Genomic DNA, 14732 nt, shown 5'->3' with positions numbered 1-14732 from the left:
CGAACAGGATCGCCAGATTCAGTCCAGTGGTGCCGAGAGCAGTTTGGCAAGTGAAGAACCGTCGGGATAGAGGATGTCGTCAATGCGCCAACCGTCCGCAGTCTTCGCTACGCGGAAAGACAGGGCGATGTGTTCGCGCGTTGACGGAACCATGTACTGAACCCGCACGGTGTCGCCATCGGCGGACGTGAGCGTGAGCGCTTCTGCGGATGGATCCTGGGAGCCCCAAAGCGGCGCGAAATCCAGGCGGCAGATCTCTCGGCGCCGCGCCGCGCATGCCGCATCCTCCGCGATGAGTCCTGCCAGACGAGCGGTGAAGTAGCGCCGCAGCACGTCTTTTGATTGCTCGGCCAGGCCCGGCGTATCCGATTCCAGGACAGCCTCCCAGGCGAAGTCCTGATACAGCCTTTCCACGACGGCGCGCGGCTGCCGGTCGGGCGTCGCAGCCACCGCTGTCGCGCCGACGAGCATCGGCAAGCTGCTGGCGGCAATGCACATGGCCAATCGTGCGCCTGAAAGACCCGACTTTCGTCTGGTCGGTGTCACGCCACCGCCGGCAGCGTGGCCATGTCCCAGCGCGGGGTGACGTGAACCTGCGCGTCGCTGCACTGGCCGGCTTCCAGGCGCAGGGCGCCGGCGAAGGCGATCATCGCGCCGTTGTCGGTGCACAGCGCCGGGCGCGGGAAGCAGGCGCGGCCGCCGCGCTGTTCGCACATGGCCTGCAGCCTGGCGCGCAGACGCTTGTTGGCGCCCACGCCGCCGGCGATCACCAGCGTGTCGCTGCCGGCCGCCTCCAGCGCGCGCTGGCACTTGATCGCCAGGGTGTCGACCACCGCGTCCTCGAAGCCGCGCGCGATATCCGCGCGCGTGGTCTCGGACTGGTCGCTGTCGCGCCAGGCCAGCAGCACCTGCGTCTTCAGGCCGGAGAAGCTGAAATCCAGGCCCGGGCGGTCGGTCATCGGCCGGGCGAAGGTGTAGGCCCCCGGCGTGCCGGTCTCGGCCAGCCGCGCCAGCTGCGGGCCGCCCGGATACGGCAGGCCCATCAGCTTGGCGGTCTTGTCGAAGGCCTCGCCGGCTGCATCGTCCAGGGTCTCGCCGAGCAGGCGGTACTCACCGATCCGGTCCACCGCCACAAGCTGGGTATGCCCACCGGAGACCAGCAGTGCGACGAACGGCGCCGCGGGCGGGTCGTCCTCCATCAGCGGCGCCAGCAGGTGGCCTTCCATGTGGTGCACGCCGATGGCCGGCAGGTCCAGCGCCCAGGCCAGCGCGCGGGCCACGCCGGCGCCGACCAGCAGCGCGCCGACCAGGCCGGGCCCGGCGGTATAGGCCACGCCGTCCAGATCGCGGGTGGACAGGCCGGCCTCGCCAAGGGTCTGGCGGATCAACGGCAGCAGCTTGCGCACGTGGTCGCGGCTGGCCAGCTCCGGCACCACGCCGCCGTACTGGGCGTGCAGGGCGATCTGGCTGTAGACCGCGTGGGCGCGCAGGCCGGCCGCGCCGCCCAGGGCGGTGTCGTAGACCGCCACGCCGGTCTCGTCGCAGGAGGTTTCGATGCCGAGGACTTTCATGGCCACAGGATGCGCCCGGCGCAGGTCCTTTTCCAGCCCGCGCGCTTGCACGGCACCGGACGAGCCGCTATAGTGCGCGGCTCACCGGGTCAGAGCCCGGTCATTTTGTGTCCCGGAGATTCCATGCCCAGCGTCAAAGTCCGCGAAAACGAGCCGTTCGAGTTTGCGCTCCGTCGTTTCAAGCGCACCTGCGAAAAGGCCGGCGTGCTGGCCGAAACCCGCAAGCGCGAGTTCTACGAAAAGCCGACCCAGGAGCGCAAGCGCAAGGCCGCTGCCGCGGTGAAGCGCCAGCTGCGTCGCTCCTCGCGCGACGTCACCAAGCGCCAGCGCCTGTACTGAGCGAAGGCGGGTCGTTGCGTCGGCCACCGCTTCGCGCGGTGGCTCGGCGGCAAGCCAGACCAAGAGCCGGCACGCGCGAGCGTCGCCGGCTTTTTGTCGTCCCTTAGATTCCTGTTCCCGCGCGGGTCCAACCCGCGCGCCCTGCCCCGGAGGATGGCCATGAGCCTCAAGCAGCAGCTGACCGAAGACATGAAGACCGCCATGAAGGCCGGTGAGAAGGATCGCCTGGGCGTGATCCGCCTGATCAACGCGGCGATCAAGCAGCGCGAAGTCGACGAGCGCATCGAGCTGGACGACGCCGCGGTGCTGGCCGTGCTGGAGAAGATGGTCAAGCAGCGCAAGGACTCGGTCAGCCAGTACGAAGGTGCCGGCCGCGAGGACCTGGCCGCGATCGAGCGCGCAGAGCTGGCCATCATCGACACCTACCTGCCCGCCAAGCTGGACGAGGCCGCCATCGCCGCGGCGATCGATGCGGCCATCGCCCAGACCGGCGCCGCCGGTCCGGCCGACATGGGCAAGCTGATGGGCGTGCTCAAGCCGCAGCTGGCCGGGCAGGCCGACATGGGCCTGGTGTCCAAGCTGGTCAAGCAGAAGCTGGCCGGCTGAGCCCGCGCCCCGGCGCGCCGCCTGCGGGCCGCGCGCCGTCCGCCCGCCCCGCGCGGGCTGCAATCGAAAGCCATTCTCATCTACACTTCCCAGGCTGGGTGCAAGCCTCTCGCCGCGCCCGCCAGCAGGTCCGCCTTGCAAGGACCTCCCGGGGAAGTTCCACATTTCCGCTCCCACCCACCGCGCCGGCCTGCGCCCGACGTTGTTGACCCTGGCCGTGTTGGCGACCCTGCCCGCCGCGGCCCAGCAGGCGCCCACGGCGGCCACCGCCACGGACCTGGACAAGGTCACCGTCAAGGGCGAGAAGACCGACCGCTCGCTGCAGGACACCGCCTCCAGCGTGGCGGTGACCACCAGCGCCAGGATCGAGCAGGAGAACCTGCTCTCGCTGTCGGACCTGATCAACCGCACGCCCAACGTGACGCTGATGTACGGCCAGCGCGGCTTCACCATCCGCGGCATCGCCGACGAATCCGGCGCGCCCAACCCGCTGGCCACCATCTATCTGGACGGCGCGGCGCTGCCCAGCCAGGCCAGCGACAGCCTGCCCACCGACCTGTGGGACCTGTCCCAGGTCGAGATCTTCCGCGGCCCGCAGTCCACCATCCAGGGCCAGAACGCCCTGGCCGGCGCGATCGTGATGCGCAGCGAGGACCCGACCATGGACTGGAGCGGCCGCGCCCGCGTACTGCTGTCCGACCCGTCGGACAAGCGCTACGCCGTCGCCGGTGGCGGCCCGCTGGTGAGCGACGAACTGGCCTTCCGCGTGGCCGCCGAGAAGCGCGATTTCGACGGCTACGTGTGGAACCCGACCCGCCAAACCGGCGAGGACGCGCTGGAGAGCACCAATGCGCGCTTCAAGCTGCTGTGGACGCCCAAGGGGCTGCCGGGCCTGACCGCGCGCCTGACCTGGATCAACGACAACCGCGACGGGCCGTACATGTACACCTACGCGCGCAGCGATGCGCGCGACCCGTTCGACCATCCGATCAACACCTCCGACTTTCCCAACACCACCCGGTCTCACGCGCAGATCGGCACGGCGCAGGTGGACTACGACTTCGGCTACGCCTGGACCCTGTCCTCGGTGACGGCCTGGAGCAAGGTGACGACCGCACGCAGCGCCGACAACGACCTGGGACCGGTCGATTCCGCCCACACCCTCACCGACGGCGACTACCGCGGCCGCTCGCAGGAGCTGCGCGTGCACTACGCCGGCGAGCGCCTGGACGGGCTGCTGGGCGCGTACTGGTCGCGCGCGGAGGATGGCAACATCCAGTCCAGCCGCACCAATGTGACCACGCCGGTGACGACCATCGCCGGGGTGCTGCGCGCCTCGGGCTTCCCGGCGGCCAACGCCACGGCCATCGCCACGCGCTATGCGCAGGCGCTGCCGGTGATCCCGGTGGACTACGACAGCGATGCGCCGACCGAGTCGGAGAACAAGGCGCTGTTCGGCGATGGCCAGCTGCGGCTGGCGCCGGCGTGGACGCTGCTGGGCGGGTTCCGCTACGACCGCCAGGACTACACCTTCTCCAACGACACCAATGCGGTGTTCGCCGGCACCCTGCCCGATCCGGGCGGCTTCGGCGCGGCCGGATCGCTGCTGTACCGGGCGGTGGTGGGCATCAATCAGGCGGTGCTGGGCCTGGTGCGTTCGGCCAGCGGCGGCTACGTGGCGCCGACCACGCGCAGCTTCACCGCCTTCCTGCCCAAGGCCGGGCTGCGCTGGGACTTCGCCGCGGACAAGTCGCTGGCGCTGACGGTGCAGCGCGGCTATCGCTCGGGCGGTTCGAGCTTCAACATCGCCCGCAGCCAGGTGGTCGCCTACGACCCGGAATACACCTGGAACTACGAGGCGGCCCTGCGCACGCAGTGGCTGGACGGGCGCCTGACCTTCAACGCCAACGCCTACTACATCGACTGGAAGGACAAGCAGGTCACCGCCTACTTCGGCCTCAACACCTACGACTACAACACCGTCAACGCCGGCCGCGCGCACCTGTACGGGCTGGAAGCCGAGACGCGCTACCGCGTGAGCGAGGGCTTCGACCTGTACGCCTCGCTGGGCGGCACGCGCACGCGCTACGACGAGTTCCAGACCATCCAGGGCGCGACCATCACCGACTACAGCGGCCAGGAGTTCGCCTATGCGCCGCACTGGACGCTGGCGGCCGGCGGCAACTGGCGCTGGGCGCAGGGCTGGTTCGGCAACCTCAACGCCAACTTCCGCGACAGCGTGAAGTTCAGCGTGGGCAGCGGCGCCGAGGGCGCGCCCTCGCGCACGCTGGTCAACGGCAAGCTGGGCTACGGCAACCTGGACTGGAGCGCCTACGTGTTCGGCAGCAACCTGCTGGACAAGGGCTATGTCCAGTACGCCTGGGCCGATCAGCCCAACATGGTGATCGGCGCGCCGCGGGTGGTCGGGATCGGGTTCGAGGCGTACTGGTGAGGCGATGAAGCGCATGCGCGAGGCAACCCGATGACCGTGCTGTACCTGCTCGGCGGCCTGCTGGCCGCGCTGGCGTTCTACCTGGCCTGCGCGCATCAGCGCCTGCGGCCATCGTTGCGCGCGCATGCGCGCGCCCTGCGCGTGGCCGGCTGGCTGCTGTGCGCGGCCTGCCTGGGACTGGCGATCGCGGTGCTGGGGCCGTGGGCCGGTGCGTTCGCCGCATTGAGCGCGGTGATGCTGGGCCTGGTCGCGCTGCCTTACCTGGATGCCTGGCGCCAGGCGCGCAAGGTGGCGCCATGACCGGCAAGTGGCTGGCGGCGATCCTGCTGGGCCTGCCGCTGTCCACCGGCGTGGTCGGGCTGGCGGCGCTGCTGTGGCCCGGCCGGCTGGAGGTGCACACCTTGCCGCTGTTGCTGCTGTCCTTCCCGGTGTGGATCGGGACGATGTCGGCGGCCTTCGCCTGCCGCAGCGGCGCGCGCGCCTGGCTGTGGCTAGGAGGGGCCACGGTGCTGGCCTACGCCGCGCTGTATGCGGCCAAGGCGCTGGGCTGGGCCGCGGAGCTGCCGGCATGAAGGCCGCGACCCTGCGCAGCTTCCTGTCGCTGCATACCTGGGCCGGGCTGCTGGCCGGGATGGCGCTGTTCATCGCCTTCTATGCCGGCGCCTTCAGCATCTTCACCCACGACTTGAACGACTGGGCGCCGCGCCCGGCCGTGGCCGACGCCAAAGACGCGGACCCGGCGCAGACGCTGGCCCGCGCGCAGGCGCTGGTGGACACCATGCAGCGCCAGCATCTGGATGCGCGCGATGCGATGTTCCTGGTGTTGGCCGGCGACCACGGCCCGGTGCCGCGCGTGTTCCATCAGCCGCCTGGCGGGCGGGAGACCTTCCAGTACCGGCTCGACGAACACGGCGCCCTGCAGCAGCTGCCGCAGCGGGTGGGCTTCGTCGATTTCCTCTACGACCTGCACTTCACCGCCGGCCTGCCGCGCACCTTCGGCACCTACCTGTTCGGCGTGGTGTGCGTGCTGTACGGGCTGGCGCTGGTGTCCGGCGTGGTGGCCTATGCGCCGGTGCTGTTGAAGGACCTGTTCGCGCTGCGCGTGGGCAGCAACCTCAAGCGCCTGTGGCAGGACGCGCACAACGTGATCGGCATGCTTTCGCTGCCCTTCCATGTGATCTTCGCCTGGTCGGGCGCGGTGCTGACGCTGGGCCTGGTGCTGCTGGCGCCGTTCCAGTACCTGGTGTTCGGCGGCAAGCTGATGCAGGTGCTGGCGTCGGACTTCGAAGTCGTCCCACACGTCGCGCCGGCCAAGGTCGCCGCGCCGACGCTGCCGGTGGCCGAGCTGATCCGCCGCGCGCAGCTGGCGCTACCGGGCATGGAGGTGGACTCCATCACCTACCACGACGCCGGCGATGCCAATGCCCAGATCGAGCTGTACGGCGAGATCGACCAGCGCCATCTCAACACGCTGGCAGTGGTCGCGCTCAACGGCGCCAGCGGCCAGGTGCTGCGGGTGGTCGATCCGCGCGCGATGTCGCCGGGCACGGCGATGCTGCGCGGGCTGCAGGCGCTGCATTTCGGCAACTACGGCCACGGCGCGGTGCACTGGCTGTACTTCGTGCTGGGCCTGGGCGGCGCGTTCCTGTTCTACAGCGGCAACCTGCTGTGGATCGAGGCGCGGCGCAAGCGGCGCACGCCGCAGCAGCCGACGCGCACACAGGTGATGGCGCGGCTGACGCTGGGCGTGTGCCTGGGCTGCGTGGGCGGGGTCTCGGCGCTGTTCATCGCCGGTGCCCTGCTGCCCGAGGCGCAGGCGAAGTTCGCCTACTACGCGGTGTTCTTCGCGTTGCTGCTGTGGGCGCTGCTGCGTGCGCCGGCCAGGGCCGGTGCGGAGCTGCTGTTCGCCTGCGCGACGCTGACCGCGCTGGTGCCGGTGGCCGGGTGGATCGGCACCGGCGAGCATCTGTTCGCCGCGCTGTTGCACGGGCACTGGACGCGCTTCGGCGTGGGCGCGATCGCGCTGCTGCTGGCGCTCGCGTACTGGCGCATGGGCCTGGCCGCGCGCCGTCGCGCTCGTGCCGGCGAGGCCAACAGCGTGTGGTCGGCCCAGACACCCGCCAGCGCGGGCTGATCCATTCGATCACCGACTGGTGACACCCCTGCGGGGCATGCTGATCGGCAACCGTCGCAACGCCGATCAATGCCATGCATCTGCCCTCGTCCGACAAACTGAGCCGTCGCCTGCAGAAGCTGCAGGACAGTTTTCCGGTGGCGCTGGCCAAGCGCTTCTCCGAGAGCGACCTGATGACCCAGGCCGCGGCCCTGACCTTCTATGCGCTGCTGTCGCTGGCGCCGCTGCTGGTGCTGCTGCTGTGGATCGTGGCCTCGCTCTATCCGCCGGCGCAGGACGAGCTGCTGCGGCAGATCGCCGGGTTGGCCGGCCCGCAGGCCGGGGCCGTGGCGCGCACCGTGCTGACCAACGCCAAGGCCCAGCCCAGCGTGGGATCGCTGGCCGGGCTGTGGAGCACGCTGCTGCTGTTCGTCGGCGCCACGGCGGTGTTCGCGCGCCTGCAGGCCGCGTTGAACCTGATCTTCTACACCGACCGCACCGCGCTGACGGGCGGTGTATGGGATTTCCTGAAGAAGCGCGTGTTTTCCTTCGGCGTGGTGCTGGGGCTGGGCTTCCTGCTGATCGTCTCGATGATGGCCGCCACCGCGCTGCAGGTGGTGCTGGCCAGCGTGCCCTCGCTGCTGCCGGTGCTGGGCAATGCGCTGACCTTCGTGCTGTACGCGGCCGCGTTCGGCTTCCTCTACCACTATCTGCCGGACCGGCCGGTGGAATGGCGCCAGGCGCTGCTGGGCGGGGTGATCACCGCCGGGCTGTTCATCGCCGGGCGCTATGGCATCGGGCTGTACCTGGCGAGCACCGACCCGGGCAGCGCCTACGGCACGATGGGCGCGATGGTGATCATGCTGGTGTGGCTGTACTACGCCACCGTGGTGTTCTTCGTCGGCGCGCTGTTGACCGCGGTGATCGACGAGCGGATGGACGCCCGGGCCGCGCACCGGGCCGCCGAGCGCGAGGCCGTCTTGCGCCAGAGTTCCACCGAGCGCCCCGAGGCGGTCGATCCCGACGCCCAGGCGCTGCCGGCGCAGGAGCTGCCTTCGCATCAGGATGGGGCGCCGCGGGTCTGAGGGTTGTGGGGCGCGCCTCGGCGCGCTGGCTGCTTTAGGAATCGCTGGGTCTTTGCCTCTTTGCGGAACGCGGGAGAAGGAGGCTGGTTGGGACGGTTTGTCGCGAAGAGCGACCCCTCCCCCTCAGTCGCTGGCTCGCGACTTCGAGCTCCCCTTCGCCTTCGGCGAAAGGGAGGGGGCCGAAAACGGGCTGGCGCGAGGGAGAGGGCACGCGCGACCGGGTACAAGGGAGGGCCGGGGCGGCTTGGCTTGACGGGCGTGGCATCCTAGTCGTCTGCCATGGCCCGTATCCCTGACGCTTTCATCGATGACCTGCTCGCCCGGACGGACATCGTCGAGGTGATCGGCACGCGCGTGCCGCTCAAGCGGCAGGGCAAGGAGTACGCGGCGCGCTGCCCGTTCCACGACGAGCGCTCGGCCAGCTTCACCGTCTCGCCGGTCAAGCAGTTCTATCACTGCTTCGGCTGCGGCGCGCACGGCACGGCGATCAGCTTCCTGATGAACTACGACCGCCTCGAGTTCCTCGATGCGGTCGACGAGCTGGCCAAGCGCGCCGGCATGGAGGTCCCGCGCGAAACCGCCCAACGCAACCAGAGCGACGACAGCCGCGAGCTGTACACGATGCTGGAGGCCAGCGCGCGCTTCTTCCAGCGGCAGCTGGAGGCCAGCGACAAGGCCAGGGCGTACCTGGACGGGCGCGGCGTGGACGCGGCCACGCGCGCGGCGTTCGGCATCGGCTATGCGCCCGACGGCTATTCGGCGCTGAAGGACGCGCTGGGCACCGACGCGCGCAGGATGCAGCTGCTCGAACGCGGCGGCATGTTCTCCAAGAACGACCGCGGCCATGTCTACGACAAGTTCCGCGACCGGGTGATGTTCCCCATCGCCGACCGGCGCGGGCGCACCATCGCCTTCGGCGGGCGCGTGCTGGACAAGGACGACGGGCCCAAGTACCTCAACAGCCCCGAGACCGCGCTGTTCCACAAGGGCCGCGAGCTGTACGGCCTGTGGCAGGTGCGCCAGGCCAACCAGAAGATCGAGAAGCTGGTGGTGGTGGAGGGCTACATGGACGTGGTCAGCCTGTTCCAGTTCGGCGTGAAGTACGCGGTGGCCACGCTGGGCACGGCGACCACGCCGGACCATGCCGAGCTGCTGTTCCGCAATGCGGCCGATGTGTACTTCTGCTTCGACGGCGACGCGGCCGGGCAGCGCGCCGGCTGGCGCGCGCTGGAGTCGGTGCTGCCGCGGATGAAGGACGGGCGGCAGGCGTTCTTCCTGTTCCTGCCCGACGGTGAGGACCCGGACACCATCGTGCGCAAGGAGGGCGCCGAGGGCTTCGCCGCGCGCCTGGCCCAGGCCACGCCGCTGTCGGAATTTTTCTTCGACGAGCTCTCGCGCGAGATCAACCTGGGCACGCTGGACGGCAAGGCGCGCCTGGCCGAACGCGCCAAGCCGCTGCTGGCGCAGATCCCTGACGGTGCCTTCGGCGACCTGATGCGGGCGCAGCTGGCGCGGATCACCGGCGTGGGCGCCAACCCGCCGCCGGCGCCCGCGGCGGCGCGCCCGGTCGCGCGGCGCGCCCCGTCCGGCCCGCAGCAACGGCCCAGCCTGGTGCGCAGCGCGATCCTGCTGCTGCTGCACGCGCCGTCGCTGGCGCTGGAAGTGCCGATGCCCTACACCTTCGCCGGCCTGCGCCTGCCCGGCATCGCGCTGCTGACCGAACTGCTGGACATCATCCAGGCGCGCCCGGAAATCACCCCCGGCGCGCTGCTGGAGCACTTCGCCGAACGCGAGGAGCTGCCCGCGCTGCAGAAGCTGATGATGCAGGCCCTGCCCGGCGAGGAAGCCACCTGGCGCCAGGAGCTGCACGATGCGGTGGTGCAGCTGGAGAAGCAGACCCTGCAGCAGCGCCTGGACGAACTGCTGGCCAAGCAGCGCGCGCAGGGCCTGGACGACACCGACAAGTACGAACTGCGCGAACTGCTCAAGGCGCGCGCATCGGGGCATTGAGCGCCCGCTGCCACCCTCCGTCGTCCTTCCCGCGAAGGCGGGAATGACGAGACTTGGTGTGGAGCAACTGTCTCTCAGGTCGAGTCGCAGCCTCCTTGTAGAGCGGAGCTTGCTCCGCTGCTCTTCGTTCGGTTCGTGGGGAAGGCCCCAGCGGAGCAAGCTCCGCTCTACAGGCGGGCCGCTCCCACCTACAGCTCATGCTCCAAAGCGCTCGGACTCATCGACAGGGCCGGTAGAATCGACGTCCCCACCGCTCCACCGCCCCGCCCGTGAACCTGCTCAAGCGTCTGCGCATCGACACCTTCACGCTTTGCCTGCTGGGCACGGTCCTGCTGGCCTCGCTGCTGCCGGTGCGCGGCACCGCGGCGGGGTGGATGGACGACATCACCGATGTGGCCATCGCCGCGCTGTTCTTCCTGCACGGTGCGCGGCTGTCGCGCGAGGCCATCGTCGCCGGCATGACCCACTGGCGGCTGCATCTGACCATCCTGGCCTGCACCTTCGTGCTGTTCCCGCTGCTGGGCCTGCTGGTGCATCCGCTGGCCGTGCACCTGCTGACGCCGGGGCTGGCGCTGGGCCTGCTGTTCCTGTGCGCGCTGCCGTCCACGGTGCAGTCCTCGATCGCCTTCACCTCGATGGCCGGCGGCAACGTGCCGGCCGCGGTGTGCGCCGCCTCCGCCTCCAGCCTGCTGGGCGTGTTCCTGACGCCGGCGATCATGACCCTGCTCGCCGGCACGCAGGGGCAGATGGCCGATCCGCTGCAGGCGATGTTCAAGATCCTGCTGCAGCTGCTGGTGCCGTTCGTGGCCGGTCACCTGCTGCGCCCGCTGATCGGCGGCTGGGTCGAACGCCGGCGCGCGGTGCTCAAGTACACCGACCAGGGCACGATCCTGCTGGTGGTCTACACCGCCTTCAGCGCGGCGGTGGTCGAGGGCCTGTGGCAGCACACGCCGCTGCTGGCGCTGCTGGGCGTGGTCGGCTTCGCCGCGGCGCTGCTGGGCGTGGCCATGGCCCTGATCACGCTGCTGGCGCGCCGGCTGGGCTTCGCCCGCAGCGACGAGATCGCCATCGTGTTCTGCGGCTCCAAGAAGAGCCTGGCCACCGGCGTGCCGATGGCCAAGGTGATGTTCGCCGGCGGCGCGCTGGGCGCGATCGTGCTGCCGGTGATGATCTACCACCAGGTGCAGCTGATCACCTGCGCGGTGGTGGCCCAGCGCTATGCGCGCGGCAAGGCGCGCACCGACGCGCCGATCGCCGACTGAGCAGGCGCGCCGCCTTTCCCCTGATCCCTGGCCTCCGACCCCTGGCCCCTGCTCCTACTGGCTCAGATTCTCGGGCGTGATCAGGCGGAAGCGCGTGCGCTGCTCCGGGGCGCGCTCGAGTTCCTCGTTGGCGTGCAGCAGATGCTGCAGGCCGGAGAGGATCTGCCCTTCCGGGTCCTGGTCGATCACCGCGGCCAGATCGCCGGCGCGCAGCAGCTCGGCGTGTTCGCGCGTGGCCTCGTGGCCGATCCACACCGGCGCCACCGCCAGCGGATGGCGGCGCAGCGCGCGGCGGATGCCGCCCGAGCACGCGCCGGTGCTGTAGATCGCCACGATGTCGTGGCGCTGGCGCAGGGTGTCGTGCAGCAGGGCGTGAGCGCGCTCGTTGTCGTCGGCCACTTCCACCGGCGGCAGCGGATCCAGGTGCGGGAACTGCTCGGCCAGGATCTGGGTGAAGCCTTCCACGCGATCCAGCTGCGAGCGGAAGTCCAGCGAGGCCACCGGCATCCACACCTTGCCCGCCTGGCGGGTGAAGCGCCCGGCCAGGTAGCCGGCGGTGCGCCCGGCCAGCACGTTGTCGATGCCCACGTAGGCCAGGCGCTGGATCCCGGACACGTCCGAGGTCATGGTCACCACCGGCGTGCCGGCGGCATTCACCGCGCGCAGGGCCTGGCCGATGCGTGCGTTGTCGCGGGCCACGATCAACAGGCCGTGGCGCGGATACGGCGGATTTTCCAGGAACTCGGCCAGGCGTTCGTCGTCGCGTTCGCCCCAGGCGCTGCGATGCACGGTCACGCGCGGGCCGATCAGGTTGGCGTAGCGGTCCAGCGCGTTGTTGAAACGCTGGAACAGCGCGATCTCGCTGTGCACCAGCACCACGTCGAAATGCAGCACGCCATGGCGTACGTCCGGCAGCAGGCGGTTGGTGCCCAGGCGCTTGGCCGCCTCGACCACCTTGCGGCGCAGCGCGTCGGACACGCTGCCGCGCTCGTTGAGCACGCGGTCGACGGTGCTGGGGCTGACCCCCGCCTCGAGGGCGATCTCGGTGAAACGGGGGCTGCGCTTGGTGCGGCGACGCTCGACACTCATGGAATTCAGACGATCACTCGAAGGGACGTGGCGGCGGCGGGACGGCACCGCCGCGCGGCCATCCTCCCGCGCGCATGGCGCCGGCGCAACGGGCTCACAGGCTGCGCCCGGCGATGCCCGGCAGCAGCGGCGCCAGCCAGTGGTCCACCAGCAGGAAGGCGAACAGCGCCATCAGGTACACGATCGAATAGCGGAAGGTGCGCATGGCGAAGAATTCGTCCGGCGGATCCAGCAGCTTCCACGCGTACCACAGGAAGCCCGCGCCCAGCACCAGCGCCCCGCCCAGGTAGAACAGGCCGCTGAGCCCGAACAGCACCGGCAGCAGCGTGGCCTCCACCAGCAGCACGGTGTAGAACAGGATCTGCCAGCGCGTATAGACCACGCCGTGGGTGACCGGCAGCATCGGGATCAGCGCCTTGGCGTAGTCCTCGCGGCGGAAGATCGCCAGCGCCCAGAAGTGCGGCGGCGTCCAGACGAAGATGATCAGTACCAGCAGCAGGCTGTGGCCCCAGTCCCACGGCCCCTCCATGCCGGTGACCGCGGCCCAGCCCAGCATCGGCGGCGTGGCCCCGGCCAGCCCGCCGATGACGATGTTCTGCGGCGTGGCGCGCTTGAGGTAGACGGTGTAGATCACCGCGTAGCCGATCAGCGAGAAGAACGTCAGCACCGCGGTGATCACGTTGACCCACAGCACCAGGATGGCCATCGAGATCACGGTCAGCACCAGTGCGAACACCAGCACCTGCCAGGGCTGCACCTTGCCCACCACCAGCGGGCGCCACGAGGTGCGCGCCATCTGCGCATCGATGCGCGCATCGAGCAGCTGGTTGATGGCCGCCGCCGCCGAGGCCGCGATCCAGATGCCCACGAAGCCCAGCAGCCCGTGCCGCACCTGGGTCGCGCTGGGCAGGCCGGGGATCGCCAGGATCATGCCGACGAAGGCGGTGAACACGATCAGGGCGACCACGCGCGGCTTGGTCAGGTCCCAGTAGTCCTTCGCCGTGGCGCGCACGGCGCTCATTCCGGCGTCCTCAGCCGCGCCAGCAGCGAGACCAGCACGAACAGCAGCACCACCGCGCCGGCGTTGTGCAGCACGGCCACGCCCAGCGGCAGGGCCAGCTTGACGTTGAGGATGCCCAGGGTCACCTGGGCCAGCAGCGCGACCAGCAGCCCGGCGCCCCAGCCGCGCATGCCCGGCTGGCGCCACAGCCGCAGCGCGCAGAACGCCAGCCAGCAGGCCAGCACGATGGCCATCAGCCGGTGCGCCATCTGGATGGCGATGCGCGAGGCGCCGTCGAGCACGCCGCCTTCGTAGTCCACGCCGATGCCGCGCCACAGGGTGAACCCCTCGTGGAAGTCGTGCGGCGGCCACCACTGGCCCACGCACTGCGGGAAGTTGGCCATGCGCCAGCTGCCGCCGCCGCAGGCCAGCGCCGCGTAGTTGGCGCTGACCCAGCCGCCCAGCGCGATCTGCACCACCAACAGCGCCAGGCCCACGCCCAGCACGCGCTTGAGCGCGCGCGCATCGACCAGGGTGATCGGCAGCTGGGTCGCCCGCCAGGCCATCCACACCAGCAGGCCGAAGGTCGCCAGGCCGCCCAGCAGATGCCCCATCACCACGATGGGCTTGAGCAGCCAGGTCACCGTCCACATGCCCAGCAGGGCCTGGAAGATGATCATCGCCAGGGTCAGCATCGCCACGCGCGCAAGATCGCCCGCGCCGCCAGGCGCGGACGCCGAAGACCAGCGCCACGCCGCGACCAGCAGGATGCCCTCGCCGATCAGGGCCAGCACGCTGGCCGCCACGTGCTGGCCGCGCATGTACAGCGGGATGGCCAGCGCCACCAGGACCGCGGCCACGATCACCTGCGCGACGCCCAGCCGGCGCCGGCGCGCGGCCATCAGCGCCAGGGCGAAGATCTCGATGCTGAGCATGCCGGCCAGGAAGCGGTGCACCTGCTCGCGCCAGGCCTTGTGCGTCTCCAGCGGGCGGATCTTCAGCTGGGCGTGGTCGATGATCTCCGAAGGCGCCTGTGGCCAGGCCGCGCGGCCATAGCAGGTCGGCCAGTCCGGGCAGCTCAGGCCGGCATCGGACAGGCGCACGAAGCCGCCGAAGACGATCGTGCTGGCGGTCATGATCGCCGCCAGCCAGGCGATGCGGTGGAAGTGCCGGAACGGCAGGCGTGGGAGGACAGGCATTACGGT

Annotated in this window: 14 protein-coding genes; 9 read left to right on the top strand and 5 right to left on the bottom strand. The window is 70.3% G+C overall.

Translation table 11 applies throughout. The features are described 5' to 3' along the window. Positions 1-18: 18 nt before the first annotated feature. Both EAT51_RS13250 and tsaD read right to left on the bottom strand, forming a co-directional pair. A complete protein-coding gene (locus EAT51_RS13250) occupies positions 19-498 on the bottom strand; it encodes a DUF3828 domain-containing protein (protein WP_130521540.1) in 480 nt (159 codons plus the stop codon). 44 nt (positions 499-542) lie between these two features. Then, on the bottom strand, positions 543-1571 hold the full coding sequence (gene tsaD, locus EAT51_RS13245) for a tRNA (adenosine(37)-N6)-threonylcarbamoyltransferase complex transferase subunit TsaD (RefSeq protein ID WP_130521538.1): 1029 nt from the start codon (positions 1569-1571) through the stop codon (positions 543-545). A 123-nt stretch (positions 1572-1694) separates the two neighbouring features. Between tsaD and rpsU the strand changes: the two genes are divergently transcribed. The 9 genes from rpsU (at position 1695) to EAT51_RS13200 (ending at position 11438) form a co-directional block, all read left to right on the top strand. After that, positions 1695-1910 (top strand): 30S ribosomal protein S21, encoded by a 216-nt coding sequence (rpsU, locus tag EAT51_RS13240; protein WP_002808376.1) that lies wholly within the window; start codon positions 1695-1697, stop codon positions 1908-1910. A gap of 159 nt (positions 1911-2069) precedes the next feature. Beyond that, positions 2070-2516 carry a GatB/YqeY domain-containing protein gene (locus tag EAT51_RS13235; RefSeq protein WP_130521536.1) on the top strand — a complete coding sequence of 149 codons (447 nt, stop codon included), beginning with the start codon at positions 2070-2072 and terminating at the stop codon, positions 2514-2516. Positions 2517-2733: 217 nt separating this feature from the next. After that, positions 2734-4968: a TonB-dependent receptor gene (locus EAT51_RS13230; RefSeq protein WP_228257933.1), complete on the top strand. Its 2235-nt coding sequence runs from the start codon at positions 2734-2736 to the stop codon at positions 4966-4968. A gap of 30 nt (positions 4969-4998) precedes the next feature. After that, complete coding sequence (locus EAT51_RS13225) at positions 4999-5268, top strand: hypothetical protein (RefSeq protein ID WP_130521532.1); 270 nt, start codon at positions 4999-5001, stop codon at positions 5266-5268. Then, on the top strand, positions 5265-5540 hold the full coding sequence (locus tag EAT51_RS13220) for a hypothetical protein (RefSeq protein ID WP_130521530.1): 276 nt from the start codon (positions 5265-5267) through the stop codon (positions 5538-5540). The genes EAT51_RS13225 and EAT51_RS13220 overlap by 4 nt, the downstream gene beginning before the upstream one ends. Further along, a complete protein-coding gene (locus EAT51_RS13215) occupies positions 5537-7102 on the top strand; it encodes a PepSY-associated TM helix domain-containing protein (protein ID WP_130521528.1) in 1566 nt (521 codons plus the stop codon). The genes EAT51_RS13220 and EAT51_RS13215 overlap by 4 nt, the downstream gene beginning before the upstream one ends. 74 nt (positions 7103-7176) lie before the next feature. Further along, positions 7177-8166, top strand: coding sequence for a YihY/virulence factor BrkB family protein (locus EAT51_RS13210; RefSeq protein ID WP_130521526.1), 990 nt, complete (start codon positions 7177-7179; stop codon positions 8164-8166). Positions 8167-8445: 279 nt separating this feature from the next. Beyond that, entirely contained in the window at positions 8446-10176 is a 1731-nt protein-coding gene (dnaG, locus tag EAT51_RS13205) for a DNA primase (RefSeq protein WP_130521525.1), read from the top strand. 269 nt (positions 10177-10445) lie between these two features. After that, positions 10446-11438 carry a bile acid:sodium symporter family protein gene (locus EAT51_RS13200; RefSeq protein ID WP_130521523.1) on the top strand — a complete coding sequence of 331 codons (993 nt, stop codon included), beginning with the start codon at positions 10446-10448 and terminating at the stop codon, positions 11436-11438. 54 nt (positions 11439-11492) lie between these two features. On the opposite strand, the gene EAT51_RS13195 is transcribed toward EAT51_RS13200, so the two are convergent. From EAT51_RS13195 to EAT51_RS13185, 3 genes are all read right to left on the bottom strand, one after another. Then, the gene (locus EAT51_RS13195) at positions 11493-12527 is read right to left on the bottom strand and encodes a LacI family DNA-binding transcriptional regulator (protein WP_130561727.1); all 1035 of its coding nucleotides are present in this window, start codon (positions 12525-12527) and stop codon (positions 11493-11495) included. Positions 12528-12621: 94 nt separating this feature from the next. After that, positions 12622-13548, bottom strand: a complete 927-nt coding sequence (gene cyoE, locus EAT51_RS13190; RefSeq protein WP_130521519.1) for a heme o synthase — start codon at positions 13546-13548, stop codon at positions 12622-12624. Next, positions 13545-14726 (bottom strand): COX15/CtaA family protein, encoded by a 1182-nt coding sequence (locus tag EAT51_RS13185; protein ID WP_130521517.1) that lies wholly within the window; start codon positions 14724-14726, stop codon positions 13545-13547. Before EAT51_RS13185 ends, cyoE begins: the two co-directional genes overlap by 4 nt. Between the last annotated feature and the right edge of the window lie 6 nt (positions 14727-14732).

This window comes from Pseudoxanthomonas winnipegensis (assembly GCF_004283755.1).
Lineage (GTDB): Bacteria > Pseudomonadota > Gammaproteobacteria > Xanthomonadales > Xanthomonadaceae > Pseudoxanthomonas_A > Pseudoxanthomonas_A winnipegensis.
This window is presented reverse-complemented; position numbering and strand designations above follow the sequence as displayed.